This is a genomic window from Porcibacter vitabionis (assembly GCF_046263795.1).
Lineage (GTDB): Bacteria > Bacillota > Clostridia > Lachnospirales > Lachnospiraceae > Lachnocurva.
Map to the genome: position 1 here is coordinate 24,488 of NZ_JBJYZD010000002.1, position 16,170 is coordinate 40,657.

The 16,170-nt window shown below is 48.3% G+C and carries 7 protein-coding genes; 5 read left to right on the forward strand and 2 right to left on the reverse strand.

What is annotated here, in order from left to right:
- The first annotated feature begins 32 nt into the window (after positions 1 to 32).
- From ACKX2L_RS01785 to ACKX2L_RS01805, 5 genes are all read left to right on the forward strand, one after another.
- On the forward strand, positions 33 to 3,533 hold the full coding sequence (locus ACKX2L_RS01785) for a PD-(D/E)XK nuclease family protein (RefSeq protein ID WP_497552544.1): 3,501 nt from the start codon (positions 33 to 35) through the stop codon (positions 3,531 to 3,533).
- A 1-nt stretch (position 3,534) separates the two neighbouring features.
- The gene (gene addA / locus ACKX2L_RS01790) at positions 3,535 to 7,368 is read left to right on the forward strand and encodes a helicase-exonuclease AddAB subunit AddA (protein WP_497552545.1); all 3,834 of its coding nucleotides are present in this window, start codon (positions 3,535 to 3,537) and stop codon (positions 7,366 to 7,368) included.
- Positions 7,369 to 7,474: 106 nt separating this feature from the next.
- Entirely contained in the window at positions 7,475 to 7,741 is a 267-nt protein-coding gene (locus ACKX2L_RS01795; RefSeq protein ID WP_497552546.1) for a glyoxalase, read from the forward strand.
- A 3-nt stretch (positions 7,742 to 7,744) separates the two neighbouring features.
- Positions 7,745 to 8,734, forward strand: coding sequence for a peptidylprolyl isomerase (locus ACKX2L_RS01800; protein WP_497552547.1), 990 nt, complete (start codon positions 7,745 to 7,747; stop codon positions 8,732 to 8,734).
- 194 nt (positions 8,735 to 8,928) lie between these two features.
- Positions 8,929 to 9,453 carry a DUF6465 family protein gene (locus ACKX2L_RS01805; protein ID WP_497552548.1) on the forward strand — a complete coding sequence of 175 codons (525 nt, stop codon included), beginning with the start codon at positions 8,929 to 8,931 and terminating at the stop codon, positions 9,451 to 9,453.
- 107 nt (positions 9,454 to 9,560) lie between these two features.
- On the opposite strand, the gene htpG is transcribed toward ACKX2L_RS01805, so the two are convergent.
- Positions 9,561 to 11,666 carry a molecular chaperone HtpG gene (gene htpG, locus ACKX2L_RS01810; RefSeq protein ID WP_497552549.1) on the reverse strand — a complete coding sequence of 702 codons (2,106 nt, stop codon included), beginning with the start codon at positions 11,664 to 11,666 and terminating at the stop codon, positions 9,561 to 9,563.
- Positions 11,667 to 11,844: 178 nt separating this feature from the next.
- Complete coding sequence (locus ACKX2L_RS01815; protein WP_497552550.1) at positions 11,845 to 16,107, reverse strand: acyl-CoA dehydratase activase-related protein; 4,263 nt, start codon at positions 16,105 to 16,107, stop codon at positions 11,845 to 11,847.
- Positions 16,108 to 16,170: the final 63 nt, after the last annotated feature.

Below are 16,170 nucleotides of genomic sequence, written 5' to 3' on the forward strand. Positions count from 1 at the left end.
AGAAGAGACAAACAAGGGGAAAGGGGGATTCTATGGCATTACATCTGATCTTAGGAAATCCTGGCAGCGGAAAATCATACCGCATGTATGAGGAATTGATCCGCCAGTCCGGGAAGGAGCCTGACCGAAGCTTCTTATGCGTGGTTCCGGAGCAGTTCACTCTGTCGACCCAGAGTCAGCTTGTTAAGCTTCATCCGGATCATATCCTCAGGAATATCGAAGTTCTCTCCTTTGCCCGTCTGGCCTATCGGATCTTCAGCGAGCTTGGAACCAGGAAACCGGACACTTTGGAAGAAGTCGGGAAGAATCTGGTCCTTCGGCGGGTAGCCGAGAAAAATGCAGACCGGCTGACCGTTTTAAAGAGGCAGTTAAAGAAACCAGGCTATATTTCCGAACTGAAATCTCTGATCTCGGAGCTTCAGCAGTACGATATCCCGGTCGAAACGCTGGATGAAATCGCGAGCCTGTCGGGTTTTCCCCGGGAATTCGAGAAGAAGATCAAGGATATCCGTGTGATCTATCAGGGCTTTCAGGACTTTCTGAAGGATCACTATATCACCCGGGAGGAGATCCCGGATCTTCTCTGCGATGTCATTGAGGAAAGCCGGGTGGCAAGAAATGCGGTCTTCTCCTTCGATGATTTTACCGGTTTTACGCCGGTGCAGAAGAAACTGCTTTATCGGATCTTCTCCATGGCAAAGGATATCTATGTCACTGTCACGATCGACCCCGAACAGGATTATCTTAAGGAGGCAGAGGACAGCGAGCTTTTTGCCATGAGTAAGCGGCAGATCAAAGAGCTTTTAAAGATTGCCAAAGAAACGAATACCATGCTGGCAAGTCCGATTCTCTGCCCGGATCTGCCTTCCCATCGTTTCCGGGAAGACGGTGAGATCTTCCATCTTCTGAAAACGATGGCAGAGGGAGAAAGAGGGTTGGAAGGAAGGGCTCCCTTTCCAGCAAGGAAAAATCATGAGATCCATCTTTTAAGCCTTTTGGACCGGAGAAGAGAACTGGAATATACAGCGGCAAAGATACGGGAACTCTGCCGGACCAGGGGATATCATTATAAGGATTTCGGTATTGTCTGTCCGGACCTCGCCTCTTATCAGAATCTGGTGCCCCGGATCTTCGACCGCTATCAGATCCCATGCTTTGTTGACGGAAAGACATCTCTGGACGGGCATCCTCTGATGGAATTTGTTCGGGGCTTATTTGAAATTCAGATCATGGACTTCTCCTACCGAAGCGTTTTCCATCTTCTTCGTTCCGGTATTCCCATCTTAAGCCGGGAAGATACGGACCTTCTGGATAATTATGTCCTTGCGATGGGAATTCGCGGCAGATCTTCCTATGAGAAGCCTTTTCCCTATCTGCCCGGCAATATGACAGAGGATGATTTGGCTCTCATCAATGAGATCCGGGAAAATCTGATGGGGAATCTCACACCTTTCCTGGATGAGATAGGGGCGGCAGAGGGGAATCCCCGCCTGATGGCAATGGCGATCTGTCATCTTATGGATCGACTGAAAGTACGAAAATTTCTGGAAGGCTCTGCCCTGGCTTTTGAAAAGGCAGGGGATGATAAGAGAGAAAGAGAGGACAGTGAGGTCTTTGCCATGCTCTTGTCCCTTCTTCATAAGATGGCAGATATCCTGGAAGATGAGAAATTGACGGCAGAGGATTTCCTTGAGATCTTAAATGCCGGCTTTGAAACCTTCCGGATCGGGCGGATTCCGCCCAGTAAGGACCGGGTCCTTTTCGGCGATATCACCAGGACCCGTTTGGAAGAGATCAAAGTTCTCTTTCTTCTCGGTGCCAATGAAGGCCAGATCCCGAAAAGTGAAGAGCGGGGCGGAATCCTTTCGGATCTGGAACGGAATATGCTGGCAGAAGACGGTTACCGTCTGTCGGAAACGACCCGGGAGCGGTCTTTCGAACAACGCTTTTATCTCTTTCGGATGTTGTCTAAGCCTTCGGATCTGATCTATATTTCCACAAGCGTCCGGAATGCGGACGGAAGCGAAGGAAAGCCGTCTTATCTCTTCCGGGAATTGAAGAAGATCTTCCCGGGACTTTCCGTGGAACGGCCGGATGCAGGGGACGAGCTTAGCCAGGCGGTAAGTTCTGAGACAGCAGAGTCTGTCCTGGTGGACCTCTTGCAGGACTGGAAGAAGCGAAGAAAGGAAGACCGTTACCGGGAGACTGCGTCTGTTTCGGAAGGTTCTGATGCAGGATCCCAGGCTGATTCGGATCTGTCGGAAGCCGACCAGGCCCTTTCCGGCCTGATGCTTTGGTTTCAGAAGACACGCCCTCTGGACCTGGCCAGGATTCTCTCTTCCTTCTTCTATCTCCATCAGCCCGAGCAATTGTCGGCGGCAGTAGGACAGCTTCTGTCCAAGAAGAATCTGAAGGGGTCGGTCTCGAAGATGGAGCAGTATGCTGCCTGCCCCTATTCCTATTTCCTGACTTATGGACTGAATCTGAAGGAACGAAAGGAACATGAACTGAGTGATCAGGATATCGGTATCATCTATCATGATGTTTTGAAACGATATTCCGATATCTTAAAATCGGATCCGATCTATCAAGATTATGATTTCTCAACGGTAACGGATGACATCTCGGATGAGATCCTGGACCGCTGCATTGAGGATTCTTATGGGGAGATGGCAAGGCAGGAATTCTTAGAGGATGCCAGAAGCCGCTTCACTCTGGAACTTATGAAACATACCCTCCATCATACGGTTGACCTCATTCGGAATCAGATTCGAAGAGGCCGTTTTCTGCCGGATGATTTCGAGGTCAATTTAACGGAACTGGCATCGGACCAGGAACTGTCTTATCCCCTTTCCAATGGTGAGGTCATGCACTTTACCGGCCGGATCGACCGGATCGATATCATGCAGTCCGATGGCAAGGTCTATGTCAAGATCATTGACTATAAGTCCGGTTCCAAGGAATTCTCTGCACCGGAAGTCTATGGCGGGCTGATGATCCAGCTCTTGATCTACATGGATGCCGCTCTCGCCGGAGAGAAGAGAAAATTCGGACAAGAATCTGTCCCGGCTGCTGCCTATCTCTATCATGTGCAGGAGCCCCTGCTCGACGAAACAAAGGGGATGGAGGAGACAGACTCTGGCGAAGATCAGGACAGGGTCAATGATCAGATCATCGAAGAAACGCTGAAAAACGTGGGACATGATGGCCTGGCAAATTCGGATGAGAAAGTCCTTCTGGCTCTGGATCAGAATCCGGGAGGGAAGACCAGGAAGTCTTCGCCGGTCTATCCCAAGGCTTCCAATCTCATTTCCGAAGAGTCCTTCCGTAAGGTGCTTTCGGATGTCAGAGACCTTGTTGTAAAGGAAGGAGAAGAAATCCGGGCGGGGCATATCGAGGCCAGACCCTATCGCTTGAAAGGCAGCACGGGATGTGATTATTGTAAATTGAAATCGGTCTGCGGTTTTGACAGCAGCCTGAATGGATTCCGCTATCGTGAGATCGATCCGAATGCCGGATGGAAGGAGAACTGACATGGCTGAGAAAAAATGGACAGAAGAACAGGAATTGGTCATTCATACCTCCGGCAGAGATCTATTGGTTTCCGCTGCCGCCGGTTCCGGAAAAACAGCCGTTTTGGTAGAACGCATCCTGCAGAAGATTCTCTCCAAGGATCATCCGGTCGATGTCGACCGGCTTTTGGTTGTGACCTTTACCAAGGCAGCCGCCGGAGAAATGAAGGAGAGGATCCGGGAGGCCATTGAAGAAGCGAGTGCCAGAGATCCGAAAAATCTTCATCTTCGTCGGCAGAGGACCCTGATCAGCCATGCCAAGATCACAACGATCGATAGTTTTTGCTCCTATATTATAAGGAATCATTTCGACGAGATCGGCCTGGATCCGTCTTTTCGGGTAGCTGATGAGACAGAGACCAAACTTCTTGGCCAGGAAGTCATGGATCAGGTCTTTGCTTCTCATTACGAGGAAAAGGACGGGCAGAAAGATAGGAATTTTTTAGATCTAATACGATTTTATGGGACGAGAAATACAGACCAGAAAGTCAGGGATCTTGTTTTTTCTCTCTATAACCATGCTCAGAGCTTCCCCTGGCCCAAGGATTGGCTTTTGTCTTTAAATAAGCCCTATGAGGATCAGACCAGGGAAGCAATCACCGGGGAAAACTGGTTTCAGAGATATTTTCATGAGATGAAGGAAGTCATCCGCTGGGCAGTTCTCAGTACAAGGGATCTGGTGGAAGCCTTTCAGGATCAGGAAGCTTATCAATCGACATTGAAGACCATCCGGTCGGATCAGGAGAGCCTGGAGGATCTCGATCGGGAAGCGGATCCGGAGAGTTTCTTTCGGAAACTGTCCGGTCTGGAATTCAAAAGGTTGAATCAACCCTCCAAAAAATTCGAATATTCCAAGGAAGAATATGAAAGTTTAAAAAATGTCCGGGATCAATATAAGGCGGCAGTGAAAGGAATTCAGAATAATCTTAGTCAGGATCCTTTTTCGGATCTTGTTGGGATTTTTTCCTATCTGAACCCCCTGGTTCATAAACTGGTCGATCTTACGATCGAATATCAGGAGGCTTTTCTGGAAGCCAAGCAGAAGGCTCATCTTATGGATTTCTCCGACATGGAGCACTATGCCCTGGAGATCCTGGTCAACCGGGATGGAAGCCCAAAGTCTGCAGCTTACGAATTCCAGAAACAGTTCGAGGAAGTCATGATCGATGAGTACCAGGATTCGAACGAAGTTCAGGAGCTTTTGCTTTACAGCATTTCCCGGGCTTCGACAGGCAGAAATAACTATTTCATGGTCGGAGATGTCAAGCAGTCCATCTATCGCTTCCGGCAGGCCAGACCTGAGATTTTCATGACAAAATATAAGTCTTTCAGCGATGATCTGTCAGAAAGCCAGGTTCGGATCGATCTAACAAAGAATTTCCGAAGCCGGAGAGAGGTCCTTACGATCACAAATGATGTTTTCCAAAGGATCATGTCCGAGGAAGTCGGCGGAGTCAGCTACTGGGGGAAAGCTCTCTTACATTATGGAGCGGAGTGGTACCCAGAAGATCCCGAGGATTCTTTTCGACCGGAGATCCTCATTGGAAAGGAAGAATCCTTCCCGAGGAAAAATCCGGACATCCAGGATAAGATCGAATTCGAAGCACTTATGATCGCCGGCCGGATCCTGGAACTCTTGCAAAATGGTAAGGTGACAGATATCAAATCCGGGGGCTTTCGGCCGGTCCGCCCCGGAGATATCGCTATTTTGACACGAAAGTCCGGGCCCTTCCAGCAGAAGGTCCTGGAAATCTTAAAGTCTTATGCCATACCTGCCAGGCTTATGGCAGAAACAAATTATCTGGATACTTCGGAAGTCAATGTCCTTTTGTCTTTTTTGAATCTGATCGACAATCCGCTTCAGGATATCCCTATGGCCTCGGTCCTGCATTCTGCCATGTTTCGTGTCGGGGATGATAAGCTGGCAGAGGTAAGGGAGAAGTATTCGGAATTGTCCTTTTCTGAGGCAGTTTTAAATTATGCAGAGGATATGGCAGAGGAAGGAAAAGAGGAAGGGAAAGAAGACGAGATCGAGGATCCCATCCTCCGTTTCTATCTGATGCTGCAGAAATACCGGAAGGAAGCAGAACGGACCCCGCTTTTCGATTTAATTCAGCATATTCTGGATGAGACCGGATTCCTGAATTACGTATATTCTCTGCCCGAAGGAGAGAAGAGAAGAGCCAATCTCGAAAAAATCGTCGATCTGGCGGTGAATTTTGAAGCAGGATCCGGTCATAATGTGTTTTCCTTCATGCAGTATATTAGAAAGTTGAAGAAATATTCATTGAATCCATCGGCGAAGGATTCCGGCAATGGCGCAGATCATGTCACCATCATGACCATCCATTTAAGTAAGGGCCTGGAATTTCCGGTGGTGATCCTGGCGGCTGCCGGGGATTCGATCTATAAAAAGGAAACAAGTGAAACCATCCTGATGCATCCCGAGGAAGGCATGGCCATTTCCTATATTCATGGGGATTACAGGAGACGGAAGACTTATCTCTATCGGGAAGCTCTGACTTCCTTTATACAGACGGAGAGTATGGGCGAGGAGCTAAGGGTCCTCTATGTCGCCATGACCCGTGCAAAGGAGAAGCTGATCATCACCGGTATGGCTGCTGCCAAGGATCCGGCCTTACCGGGCCAGCGGGACATCAGCCCTTTTGAAGTCCTGAATGCCAAATCTTATATGGACTGGATCCGGATGGCTTTGTCTATAGAACCGGACAAGTATCCGATCCGGGAAATCAAAGCGGAGGATCTGGTCTTACAAAATGCAGATGATGTCCTTCGTCAGGGAAGCGACCGGGAGGCCCTGATGGACCTTTTTTCAAAGGCAGCTCCTGAAATCGAAAAATCGATTCAGGACCGGATGGTCTATCTTTATCCCAAGGATGAGAGAGAGGGCTTAAAGCAGATCTATTCGGTCAGCGAACTGAAGCACAGAGCCATGGAAGAAAAGACGGATCTTAAAGAGAGCGAAGAAGAACCCGGTCAGCCGGCGGATTTTTTGCGGGAAAATACAGACCGGGATGACGGTACCGCTTCGAAGAAGGAAAAGGAGATAGCAGCAGGAAGTGAAGCGGCGAGAAGTGATCCGGAAGCAAAGAAAGGTGAGCCGGATGATTTGGATGAGCCGGAAAATTGCTGGGAGTTCTTTGGAACAAAGTCCAATATTCCAAACGCTGCTCTTCGTGGTACGGCCATGCACCGTTTTCTGGAGGTCTATGACTATACCCGGGAGACGCCGGGGAAACGAGAGGAGCTGGCCCGGGAAAGAGACCGGATGCTGTCAGAAGGCTTTCTAAATCATGAAGAGGCAGAACTTTTGAATCTGTCACAGCTTTTGTCCTTCCTTGGTTCCGATCTTTCCAGGAGAATGCATGAAGCAGCCTTGCTTGGAAATCTTCATCGGGAGACGCCCTTTGTTCTGGGAGTAGATCCGGACGATCTCGACCGGCCGGCGGACTTATTGAAAAGGGTCTCTGAGGAGATCTCTCCTTCGGATCAGCCAAAAGAAGGACAGAAGGGAAACGCTTTGGCAGAAACAAGGGATCCGGACCGACTTGTGATGGTCCAGGGAGCTGTGGATGCCTGGTTTGTTGAGGGGGATGAGATCGTCATCGTGGATTATAAGACCGACCGGGTAAAAAATGGGGAGGAACTTTTGAACCGTTACCGGCGGCAGATCGAATGGTATGCCCTGGCCCTTTCGAAGACCAGTCATAAAAGGATCCGCGAAGTCTGCCTTTATTCCCTTTATCTTCAGGTTGAGCTTGCCTTTCGTTTGTAATATATTGATTACAGTGTAAAAAGTTTGCCACCACACATGCTTGCATGCCCTGTGGCAAGACTTTTGACACGCATATCTTTTTATTAATGTAACAAGGGAGAATACTATGACAAGCAGTGAATATGATGAGGGCGTATTACAGGCTTTTCTCGATCATCAGGATCAGCTTTTCCCGGAAGCGGTAGCAGATACTTTGGAAGAGGCGGAAGTTTTCCTGGAGGACTGTCTGGCGGTTGTCTGCGATGATAAGGACGAAGTCATCGAATATCTGGGGGACAATATGGACATTGAAGGAATGAGCGAAGAGGATGTTCTGGACTCACCGGAAGTGTTTGCTCTGGATGACGGCAGATATCTGGTTGTTGAGGGGTAAAGCATGCGAAAAAGATTATGCCGGCTGACAGCTCTTGCTCTTTCTGCAATTTCTGCTCTCAGTCTGACCGGCTGTTCTGTTCTCGGCAGAAAGGTTTACTTTTCAACCGGACCCGGTATATCGAATGTTTTTTGCATCGGAAATCTGTCCTGCAGTAAAAAAGAAGCGAGGGTTTACCTTTTAAATGATAAGAACCTCTATGGAAATCTAGGATCGGAGAATCTGATCGACAGTTCTTTTGCTTCCGATGCATTGATGGAACAGCTGAGGGATGAAAGCTTATCTCAGCTTTCTTATATCTATGCCTTAAATCTCTATGCCAGAGAGAAGAAGATTCGTTTGGACAGCCAGGAAAAGGCCAGGGTCCATGAGGCAGCCGCTTCTTATTTCAAATCCCTGTCCAAAGAGGAAAAGGACTATCTCAAAGTCAGTGACGGGGATCTGGAGGAGATCTATGGCAGGCTGGCTCTTGCCATGAAGGTCTATGCAGGACTTATGAGTTCAGTGAATGATGAGATCAGTGAGGATGAGGCCAGAGTACTTGATATGGAGATTATTCAGCTTTCGTCCGAAAAGGATGCCGAAGCGGTTCGAAACAGCCTGTCTTCCGGTTCCCAGTTTGAGATCCTCGCCCAATACAATCAGGGCGATTCGTTCGAAGTCAAGATGAAGAGGGGGGATTATCCGTCAGCTGTCGAGGAGAAGGCTTTTCGGATGGAGAATAAGGAGACAGCTGAAGTGAAAGCGGATGGAAAATGGTATTTTCTAAAGTGTCTGTCCAAGTATAATGAAGAACTTTCCGCTCAGAACAAGGAGAAGATCGTAAGGAAGCGACAAGATAAGGCCCTTTCCTCCATTATCGACCAGCTAGACCGTAACGAGTATTCGGAGCTGAATCAGAGGGCCTGGAGATCCATCGAAATGCCGAAGGGAAAGAAACTTTCGTCTTCTTCCTTTTTTGACACGATAAACCGGTATCTGACATTCTCTTAATAGGCCCATTTTCAAAAAGAATGGAAGGAAACCCAAATAGAATCGAGCAAAATAACCAGTTTTTCTCTTTTGCACCTGTATATTATCTGTAAATCTTACAGTTGGAAGAAATAGTCCGAATAGTTATAATATTATTATGCTTAAATACTATTACGGATTGTAATCTATTTTATAGAACAAAGGAGAGTAAAGTTATGACAACAAAGAAGAAACCGACACGTGAAGAATTTGCAGCAAATCTGAAGAAGGAAGCTGCTAAGGCAGAACAGGCAGTGAAGAAGGCTACAGAAGAGGTTGCTGACAAGGCAGCTGAAGTGAAGAAGGAAGCTGAAACTAAGACCGCTGAGATGAAGAAGGAAGCCGAGGCAAAGACTGCTGAAGTCAAGAAGGAAACGAAGACCAAGACAAAGGCTGCAGCTAAGACGACCGCTCAGAAGGCCAAGGAAACCGTTGCCACAGCAAAGAAGACGGTCACAAAGGCTGCTGATAAGGCAAAGACTGCAGTAGCTGCAAAGAGGGCTGAAGTAAAGACCACAGCCATTGTTCAGTTTATGGGACGTGATTTCACGGTAGAGGATATCATTGCCCGTGCAAAGGATGCTTATAAGGCTGAGAATAAGAACAAGGAGTTGAAAGACATCCGAGTTTATATCAAGCCGGAAGACAATGCCGCTTATTATGTAGCAAATGATACCTATGCAGGAAAGATCGATCTCTGATCGTCAGTCTCTCCCTTTCAATTCAATGTAAAAAATCAATGTAAAAAAGCACCACCGGAATTCCGGTGGTGCTTTTTTCATCGTGCCGCCCACTGCACATATCATGTTTATTTGGAAAGCTCCAGCATGAGCTTGTTGGATCTCTGGATGAATTCTGTCATTTCGGCAGGTTCCAGAGGCTCATTTGCAAGTTTGGCAAGATCATAGATCTGTTTGCAGAAGTCTTCGGTATTTTCGCTGTCCGGATTCTTCAGGAGATAGGAGACCAGAGGATGGTTTACATTTAATACCAGAGTCTCATCCTTCGGGAACATGCTGGGATCCATGCCGCCCATGTTATACATCTTCATCATATCCTGCATACGGCGGGATTCTTCGGAAATATTTAAGACTGCTGCCGTATCCTTGTTCTTCAGCTTTTCAACGGAAACCTTCAGATGATCCTTCTTCAGATCCTTCTGGAAAAGCTTGGTCAGGGCAGCAAGGTCATCCTTTAAGCTCTCCGGATCTACGTCTTCCTTCAGAGAGTCTGTAAGATCGGCATCGATCCGGAGAAATTTGTAATCCGGATTCCGGGACTCGAGCTGGGTGATGAAGGAAGTATCGATGACACGGTCGAGGATGACAGCATTCATATTCTGCTCTTTAAAGAGATTGATATACTGGCTTTGCTGCTTTACATCAGTGACATAATAGATCGGCTTCCGCTCATCCTTATCTTCTTTATTCTCTTTATTTTCTTTGTCTTCTTTGCTGTCTTCCTTCTCAGAAGCCTTGTCATCGGCCTTGTCTTCTGCCTTTTCTTCTGCCTGTTTTTCCTCATCCTTCTTTTCATCCTTGGCCAGGAGCTCAGGAAGGGTGACATATTTATCATTGATATCCTTGAAAAGGATATAATCATTCATCTTATCGCAGAATTTCTCATCTTTCAGGCAGCCGTATTTAATAAAGGGGCTGATGTCGTCCCAGTATTTCTCATAATTTTCCTTATCGGTTTTGCAGAGACCGGTCAGCTTGTCGGCGACTTTCTTAGTGATATAATCAGAGATCTTCTTTACAAAACCATCATTCTGCAGAGCGGAACGGGAAACATTGAGAGGCAGATCCGGGCAGTCGATCACACCCTTTAAGAGCATGAGAAACTCCGGAATGACTTCCTTGATATTATCAGCGACAAAGACCTGATTGTTGTAGAGCTTGATCGTTCCCTCAATGGATTCATATTCGGAGTTGATCTTGGGGAAGTAGAGGATGCCCTTCAGATTGAAGGGATAGTCCATATTGAGATGGATCCAGAAGAGAGGCTCTCTGTAGTCATTGAAGACCTTACGATAGAAATCCTTATACTCCTGATCGGTGCATTCGCTCGGTGTCTTGGTCCAGAGAGGATGAATGTCATTCAGGGGAACCGGACGCTTCAGAATCTTTAACATATCATGAGCCGGTTCGTCTTCGATAGTCTCCTTACTTCCGTCGTCATTCGTCTTTTCATGAGTCCGGGCTTCGTGATGAACGGTCTCGATGACGGTATCGCTATCCTTCTTGTCTTCGGGCTTGATCTCCTCATATTCCGGTTTGGCATTTGCGACTTTAAGATAGATCTCGGTCGGCATGAAGGCACAATACTTATTGATCAGCTCACGAATCCTGTATTCGTTACAGAACTCCAGGCAGTCCTCATTGATGAAAAGGGTGATCGTGGTTCCAAAACTGTCCCTGTCACCGTCGCTCATGGAATAGTCGGTACCGCCGTCGCATTCCCAATGAACAGCCTTTGCATCCGGCTGGTAGGAGAGGGAATCGATATGCACCTGGTCGGCAACCATGAAGGCGGAATAGAAACCGAGACCAAAATGACCGATGATCTGGTCCTTATCATCCTTGTCCTTGAATTTATTTAAGAAATCGGTCGCACCGGAAAAAGCGATCTGGTTAATATATTTGTCAACCTCATCAGCGGTCATACCGATACCGTTATCGATGACTTTCAGGGTCTTCTTTTCGGTGTCGACTTCTACAGTAACCTTGGGCTTATAGTCCTCAGGCAAATCGAATTCACCCATCACATTCAGCTTCTTCAGCTTGGTGATGGCATCACATGCATTACTGATCAGTTCACGAAGGAAAATGTCATGATCCGAATAGAGCCATTTCTTAATGACCGGAAAGATGTTTTCACTGGTGATTGAAAGATTTCCATGTTTCTCTGTCATATAACACTCACTCCTTTGACTTATGATAAAGAAATTGAAATAAAATTTTTCAGAGCTCTTTTGGCTGTTATCCAAAAGAGCTTTTTTCCATACATCGTAACAAGACTATTTTAGTTTTCTTTATTGTTTGAGTCAATAGAAAATTAGCACTCTTTTAAAAAGAGTGCTAATAGTTTCCTTATGCCATTTCTTCTTTTTTCAGATTTCTCTGTGCATTGGTCAGCATCATCTTGATTCGGTTGAGCTGGTTAACCTCGGAAGCGCCCGGATCGTAATCGATGGCTACGATATTGGCATCCGGATTCAGCTCGCGGATCCGCTTGATGACGCCCTTGCCGATGATGTGGTTGGGCAGGCAGCCGAAGGGCTGGATGCAGACGATGTTCTTGGCATCCTGGTGCATGAGTTCCAGCATTTCGCCAGTCAGAAGCCATCCCTCACCGGTCATGTTACCAAGAGATACAATCTGCTCTGCCATCTTGGCGGTATCCTGGATATGGTTGGGAGCAGTGAAACGCTCACTTTCCTCATAGGCCTCGCGGGCAGCCTGTCTGGCCCACTCGAAGATTCGGATCATGGCATTGCAGAGGACCGTGGACTTATGAGAGGTACCCAGGTTCTCTTCCTTGAAGTTAGCCGTATAGAAGCTGTAGAGGAAGAAGTCCAGAAGATCCGGAACAACGGCCTCGGCACCTTCGGCCTCCAGCTGGTCTGCCAGATGGTTGTTGGCAACCGGATGGAACTTGACCAGGATCTCTCCGACGATTCCGACTCTCGGTTTCCGTAAGCCCTCAATAATGGGCAGGGTGTCGAAATCATGGATGATATCCTTGCACATCTTCTTAAACTTTCGGTGGGAGAGCAGTCCGTTTCCTGTAACGAATTCGATGACCTTCTTCTTCCATTTCTCATGGAGCTCATCGGTGGATCCCGGAACCTTCTCGTAAGGCCTTACCCGGTAGACGCAGCGGAGGAAGATATCTCCGAAGATCAGGGCATAGAAGCCATGCTGTACCAGGCTTGGCGTGATCTTGAAGCCGGAATTCTTCTCCAGTCCCTGAGCCGAAAGAGAGATAACCGGAACATGCTCGTATCCGGCCTTGTCCAGGGCCCGGCGGAGGAATCCGATGTAGTTGCTTGCCCGGCAACCGCCGCCGGTCTGGGTAATGAGAAGGGCGGTCCTGTTCATATCATAATCGCCGCGTTTGATGGCAGCCATGAGCTGGCCGACAACGATCAGGGAAGGATAGCAGGCATCGTTATTGACATAGCGAAGTCCGACATCGACACATTCCCGGGCGGGAATATCCGGAACGATGACATTGTATCCGGCTGCCTGGAGGGCCGGCTGGACTAATTCGAAGTGAATGGGAGACATCTGAGGAGCCAGAATGGTCCATTTCTCCTTCTTCATTTCCTTGGTATATTCGGTTCTCTTGAAGGCAGCCGAATGAATTTCCCGCTCAGCCTTCTCCTGATCTCTGACACGGAGAGCGGCCAGAAGGGAACGGATCCGGATCTTGGCGGCACCCAGGTTATTGACCTCATCGATCTTCAGGCAGGTATAGATCTTGCCGGAGCCGTTCAGGATATCACGGACACAGTCAGTTGTTACGGCATCGACACCGCAGCCGAAGGAGTTCAGTTGAATGACATCCAGGAAGTCGGTCTTCTTGACATAGTTGGCGGCCGAGTACATACGGGTATGATACATCCACTGGTCCATAACGATCAGAGGCCGCTCCAGCTCGCCCAGCTCGGAAATGGAATCCTCGGTCAGGACGGCCATACCGTAGGAGGTGATAGCGTCCGGAATACCGTGGTTGATTTCCGGATCGATGTGGTAGGGACGTCCGCAGAGAACGATGCCATGCCGGCCGGTCTTCTTTAAGTATTCAATGGTCTCAAGTCCCTTGTCCTCGACATCCTTCCGAAACTGGCCCTGGGCTTCCCAGCCGATGTGGGCGGCTGCCCGGACCTCATCCTCCGGAATCTGGAATTCCTTGTCGAAGACCTTGACCAGCTGATCGGCCAGGATCTTCTCGGAAGAGAAGGCCACGAAAGGATTTAAGAAACGAACCTTGCCGGAGGTGATATCCTCGACATTGTTCTTGATATTCTCGGCGTAGGAAGTAACAATGGGGCAGTTGTAGTGGTTGTTGGAATCCGGGAATTCATTTCTCTCATAGGGAACACAGGGGTAGAAAATGAAATCCACTTTTTTATTGATCAGCCATTGCACATGACCGTGGGAGAGCTTGGCCGGATAGCATTCGGATTCGGACGGAATGGATTCGATGCCGAGCTCATAGATCTTACGGCTGGAGATCGGAGACAGGACGACGCGGAAGCCGAGCTTCTTAAAGAAGGCAGCCCAGAAGGGGTAGTTCTCATAGATATTCAAAACTCTCGGAATACCAACGGTTCCACGTGTCGCCTGGTCGGGTGTGAGAGGCCGCTCCTGGAAGGTCCTTCTCAGCTTATACTCATAGAGGTTTGGAATATGGTTCGGGTTCTTTTCCAAACCCAGACCTCGCTCACAACGGTTTCCTGTAATGAAGGAACGTCCGTCGCTGAAGTTGTTATGGGTCAGAAGACAGTGGTTATTGCAGAACTGGCATCTGGACAGCTCGGTCGTAAAGGTCAGTTTTTTGATCTCGTCGATCGGGAGCATGGTGGTATGAGGGTTGGCGTGGTAACGCTCCTTGGCCAGAAGGGCCGCACCGAAGGCACCCATAAGGCCTGCAATATCCGGACGAATGACATTCTTACCGGAAATCTTCTCGAAAGCACGGAGAACGGCATTGTTATAGAAGGTTCCGCCCTGAACGACCATGTTCTGACCAAGTTCGCTGGGGTCTGCAAGCTTTACAACTTTAAAGAGAGCGTTCTTGATCACAGAATAGGCAAGACCTGCAGAAATATCTGCTACAGTTGCGCCCTCTTTCTGGGCCTGCTTTACCTTGGAATTCATGAAGACGGTACAACGGGTACCGAGATCAATGGGATGCTCGGCAAAGAGAGCTTCCTTGGCGAAGTCCTGAACCGAATAATTCAGGGAGTGTGCGAAAGTCTCAATGAAAGAACCGCATCCGGAGGAACAGGACTCATTCAACTGTACCGAATCTATGGTCTTATTCTTGACCCGCATGAACTTCATGTCCTGACCGCCGATATCCATAATGGTATCGACTTTCGGATCGAAGAAAGCGGCAGCATAATAATGGGCAACGGTTTCAACCTCTCCTTCTTCCAGTTTCAGAGCAGACTTTAAGAGAGCTTCTCCATAACCGGTGGAGCAGGCATGAACGATCCTTGTATCGGCCGGCATCTCCTTGTAGATCTCTTCCAGAGATTTTACGGCAGTCTTTAAGGGACTTCCGTTATTACTGGAATAGAAGGAATAGAGGAGATCTCCGTCTTCGCCGATGACCGCAAGCTTTGTGGTCGTGGAACCGGCATCGATTCCCAGGTAGGCATTGCCGTGGTAATCCTTGAGAGAGCCCTTCTTTACAATGGCCTTGTTATGACGGTCTTCAAATTCTTTGTATTCTTCTTTGGATTTGAAGAGAGGCTCCAGTCTTGCAACCTCGAATTCCATATGAATGGGACGGGAAAGCTCGTCCAGGAGACCCTGCATGGTCTTGGTCTCATTTTCCTTATAGGTCAGGGCAGAGCCGATGGCCGCAAAAAGATGGGAATTCTCGGGAACAATGGTATGCTCTTCATCTAGCTTCAGAGTCTCGACAAAGCGCTCTCTTAATTGGTCAAGGAAATGCAGGGGACCTCCGAGAAAGGCAACATGGCCGCGGATGGGTTTTCCCTGGGCCAGGCCGGAGATGGTCTGGTTGACAACGGCCTGGAAAATAGAGGCCGACAGGTCTTCTTTGGTAGCACCCTCATTGATCAGGGGCTGGATATCGGTCTTTGCGAAAACACCGCAGCGAGAGGCGATCGTATACATTGCCTTATAATTTTTTGCATATTCATTGAGACCGGAGGCATCGGTCTGGAGAAGGGAAGCCATCTGGTCGATGAAGGAACCGGTACCGCCGGCACAGATCCCGTTCATTCTCTGTTCTACATTTCCATTCTCAAAATAGATGATTTTTGCATCTTCACCGCCGAGCTCGATGGCGACATCGGTCTGTGGCGCATAGTGGGTCAGGGCAGTGGATACTGCGATGACTTCCTGGGTAAAGGAGATACCGAGATGCTTGGCAAGAGTCAGTCCGCCGGATCCCGTGATGATGGGAGCAACGGTGATATCGCCGGTGATCTGATAAGCTTTCTCTACCAGTCCGTGAAGGGTTTCCCGAATGTTGGCAAAATGCCTTTCATAATCGGAGAAGATGAGTTTATCCTCCGGGTCCAGAATGGCAACCTTAACGGTTGTGGATCCGATATCGATGCCCATCTTATAGAGGTTGTTATTTGACATAAATGTCATCCTTCCTTAATAGTAACAAGTTCTGTCGAATCATTTGATCGGACAGTCGGGTCA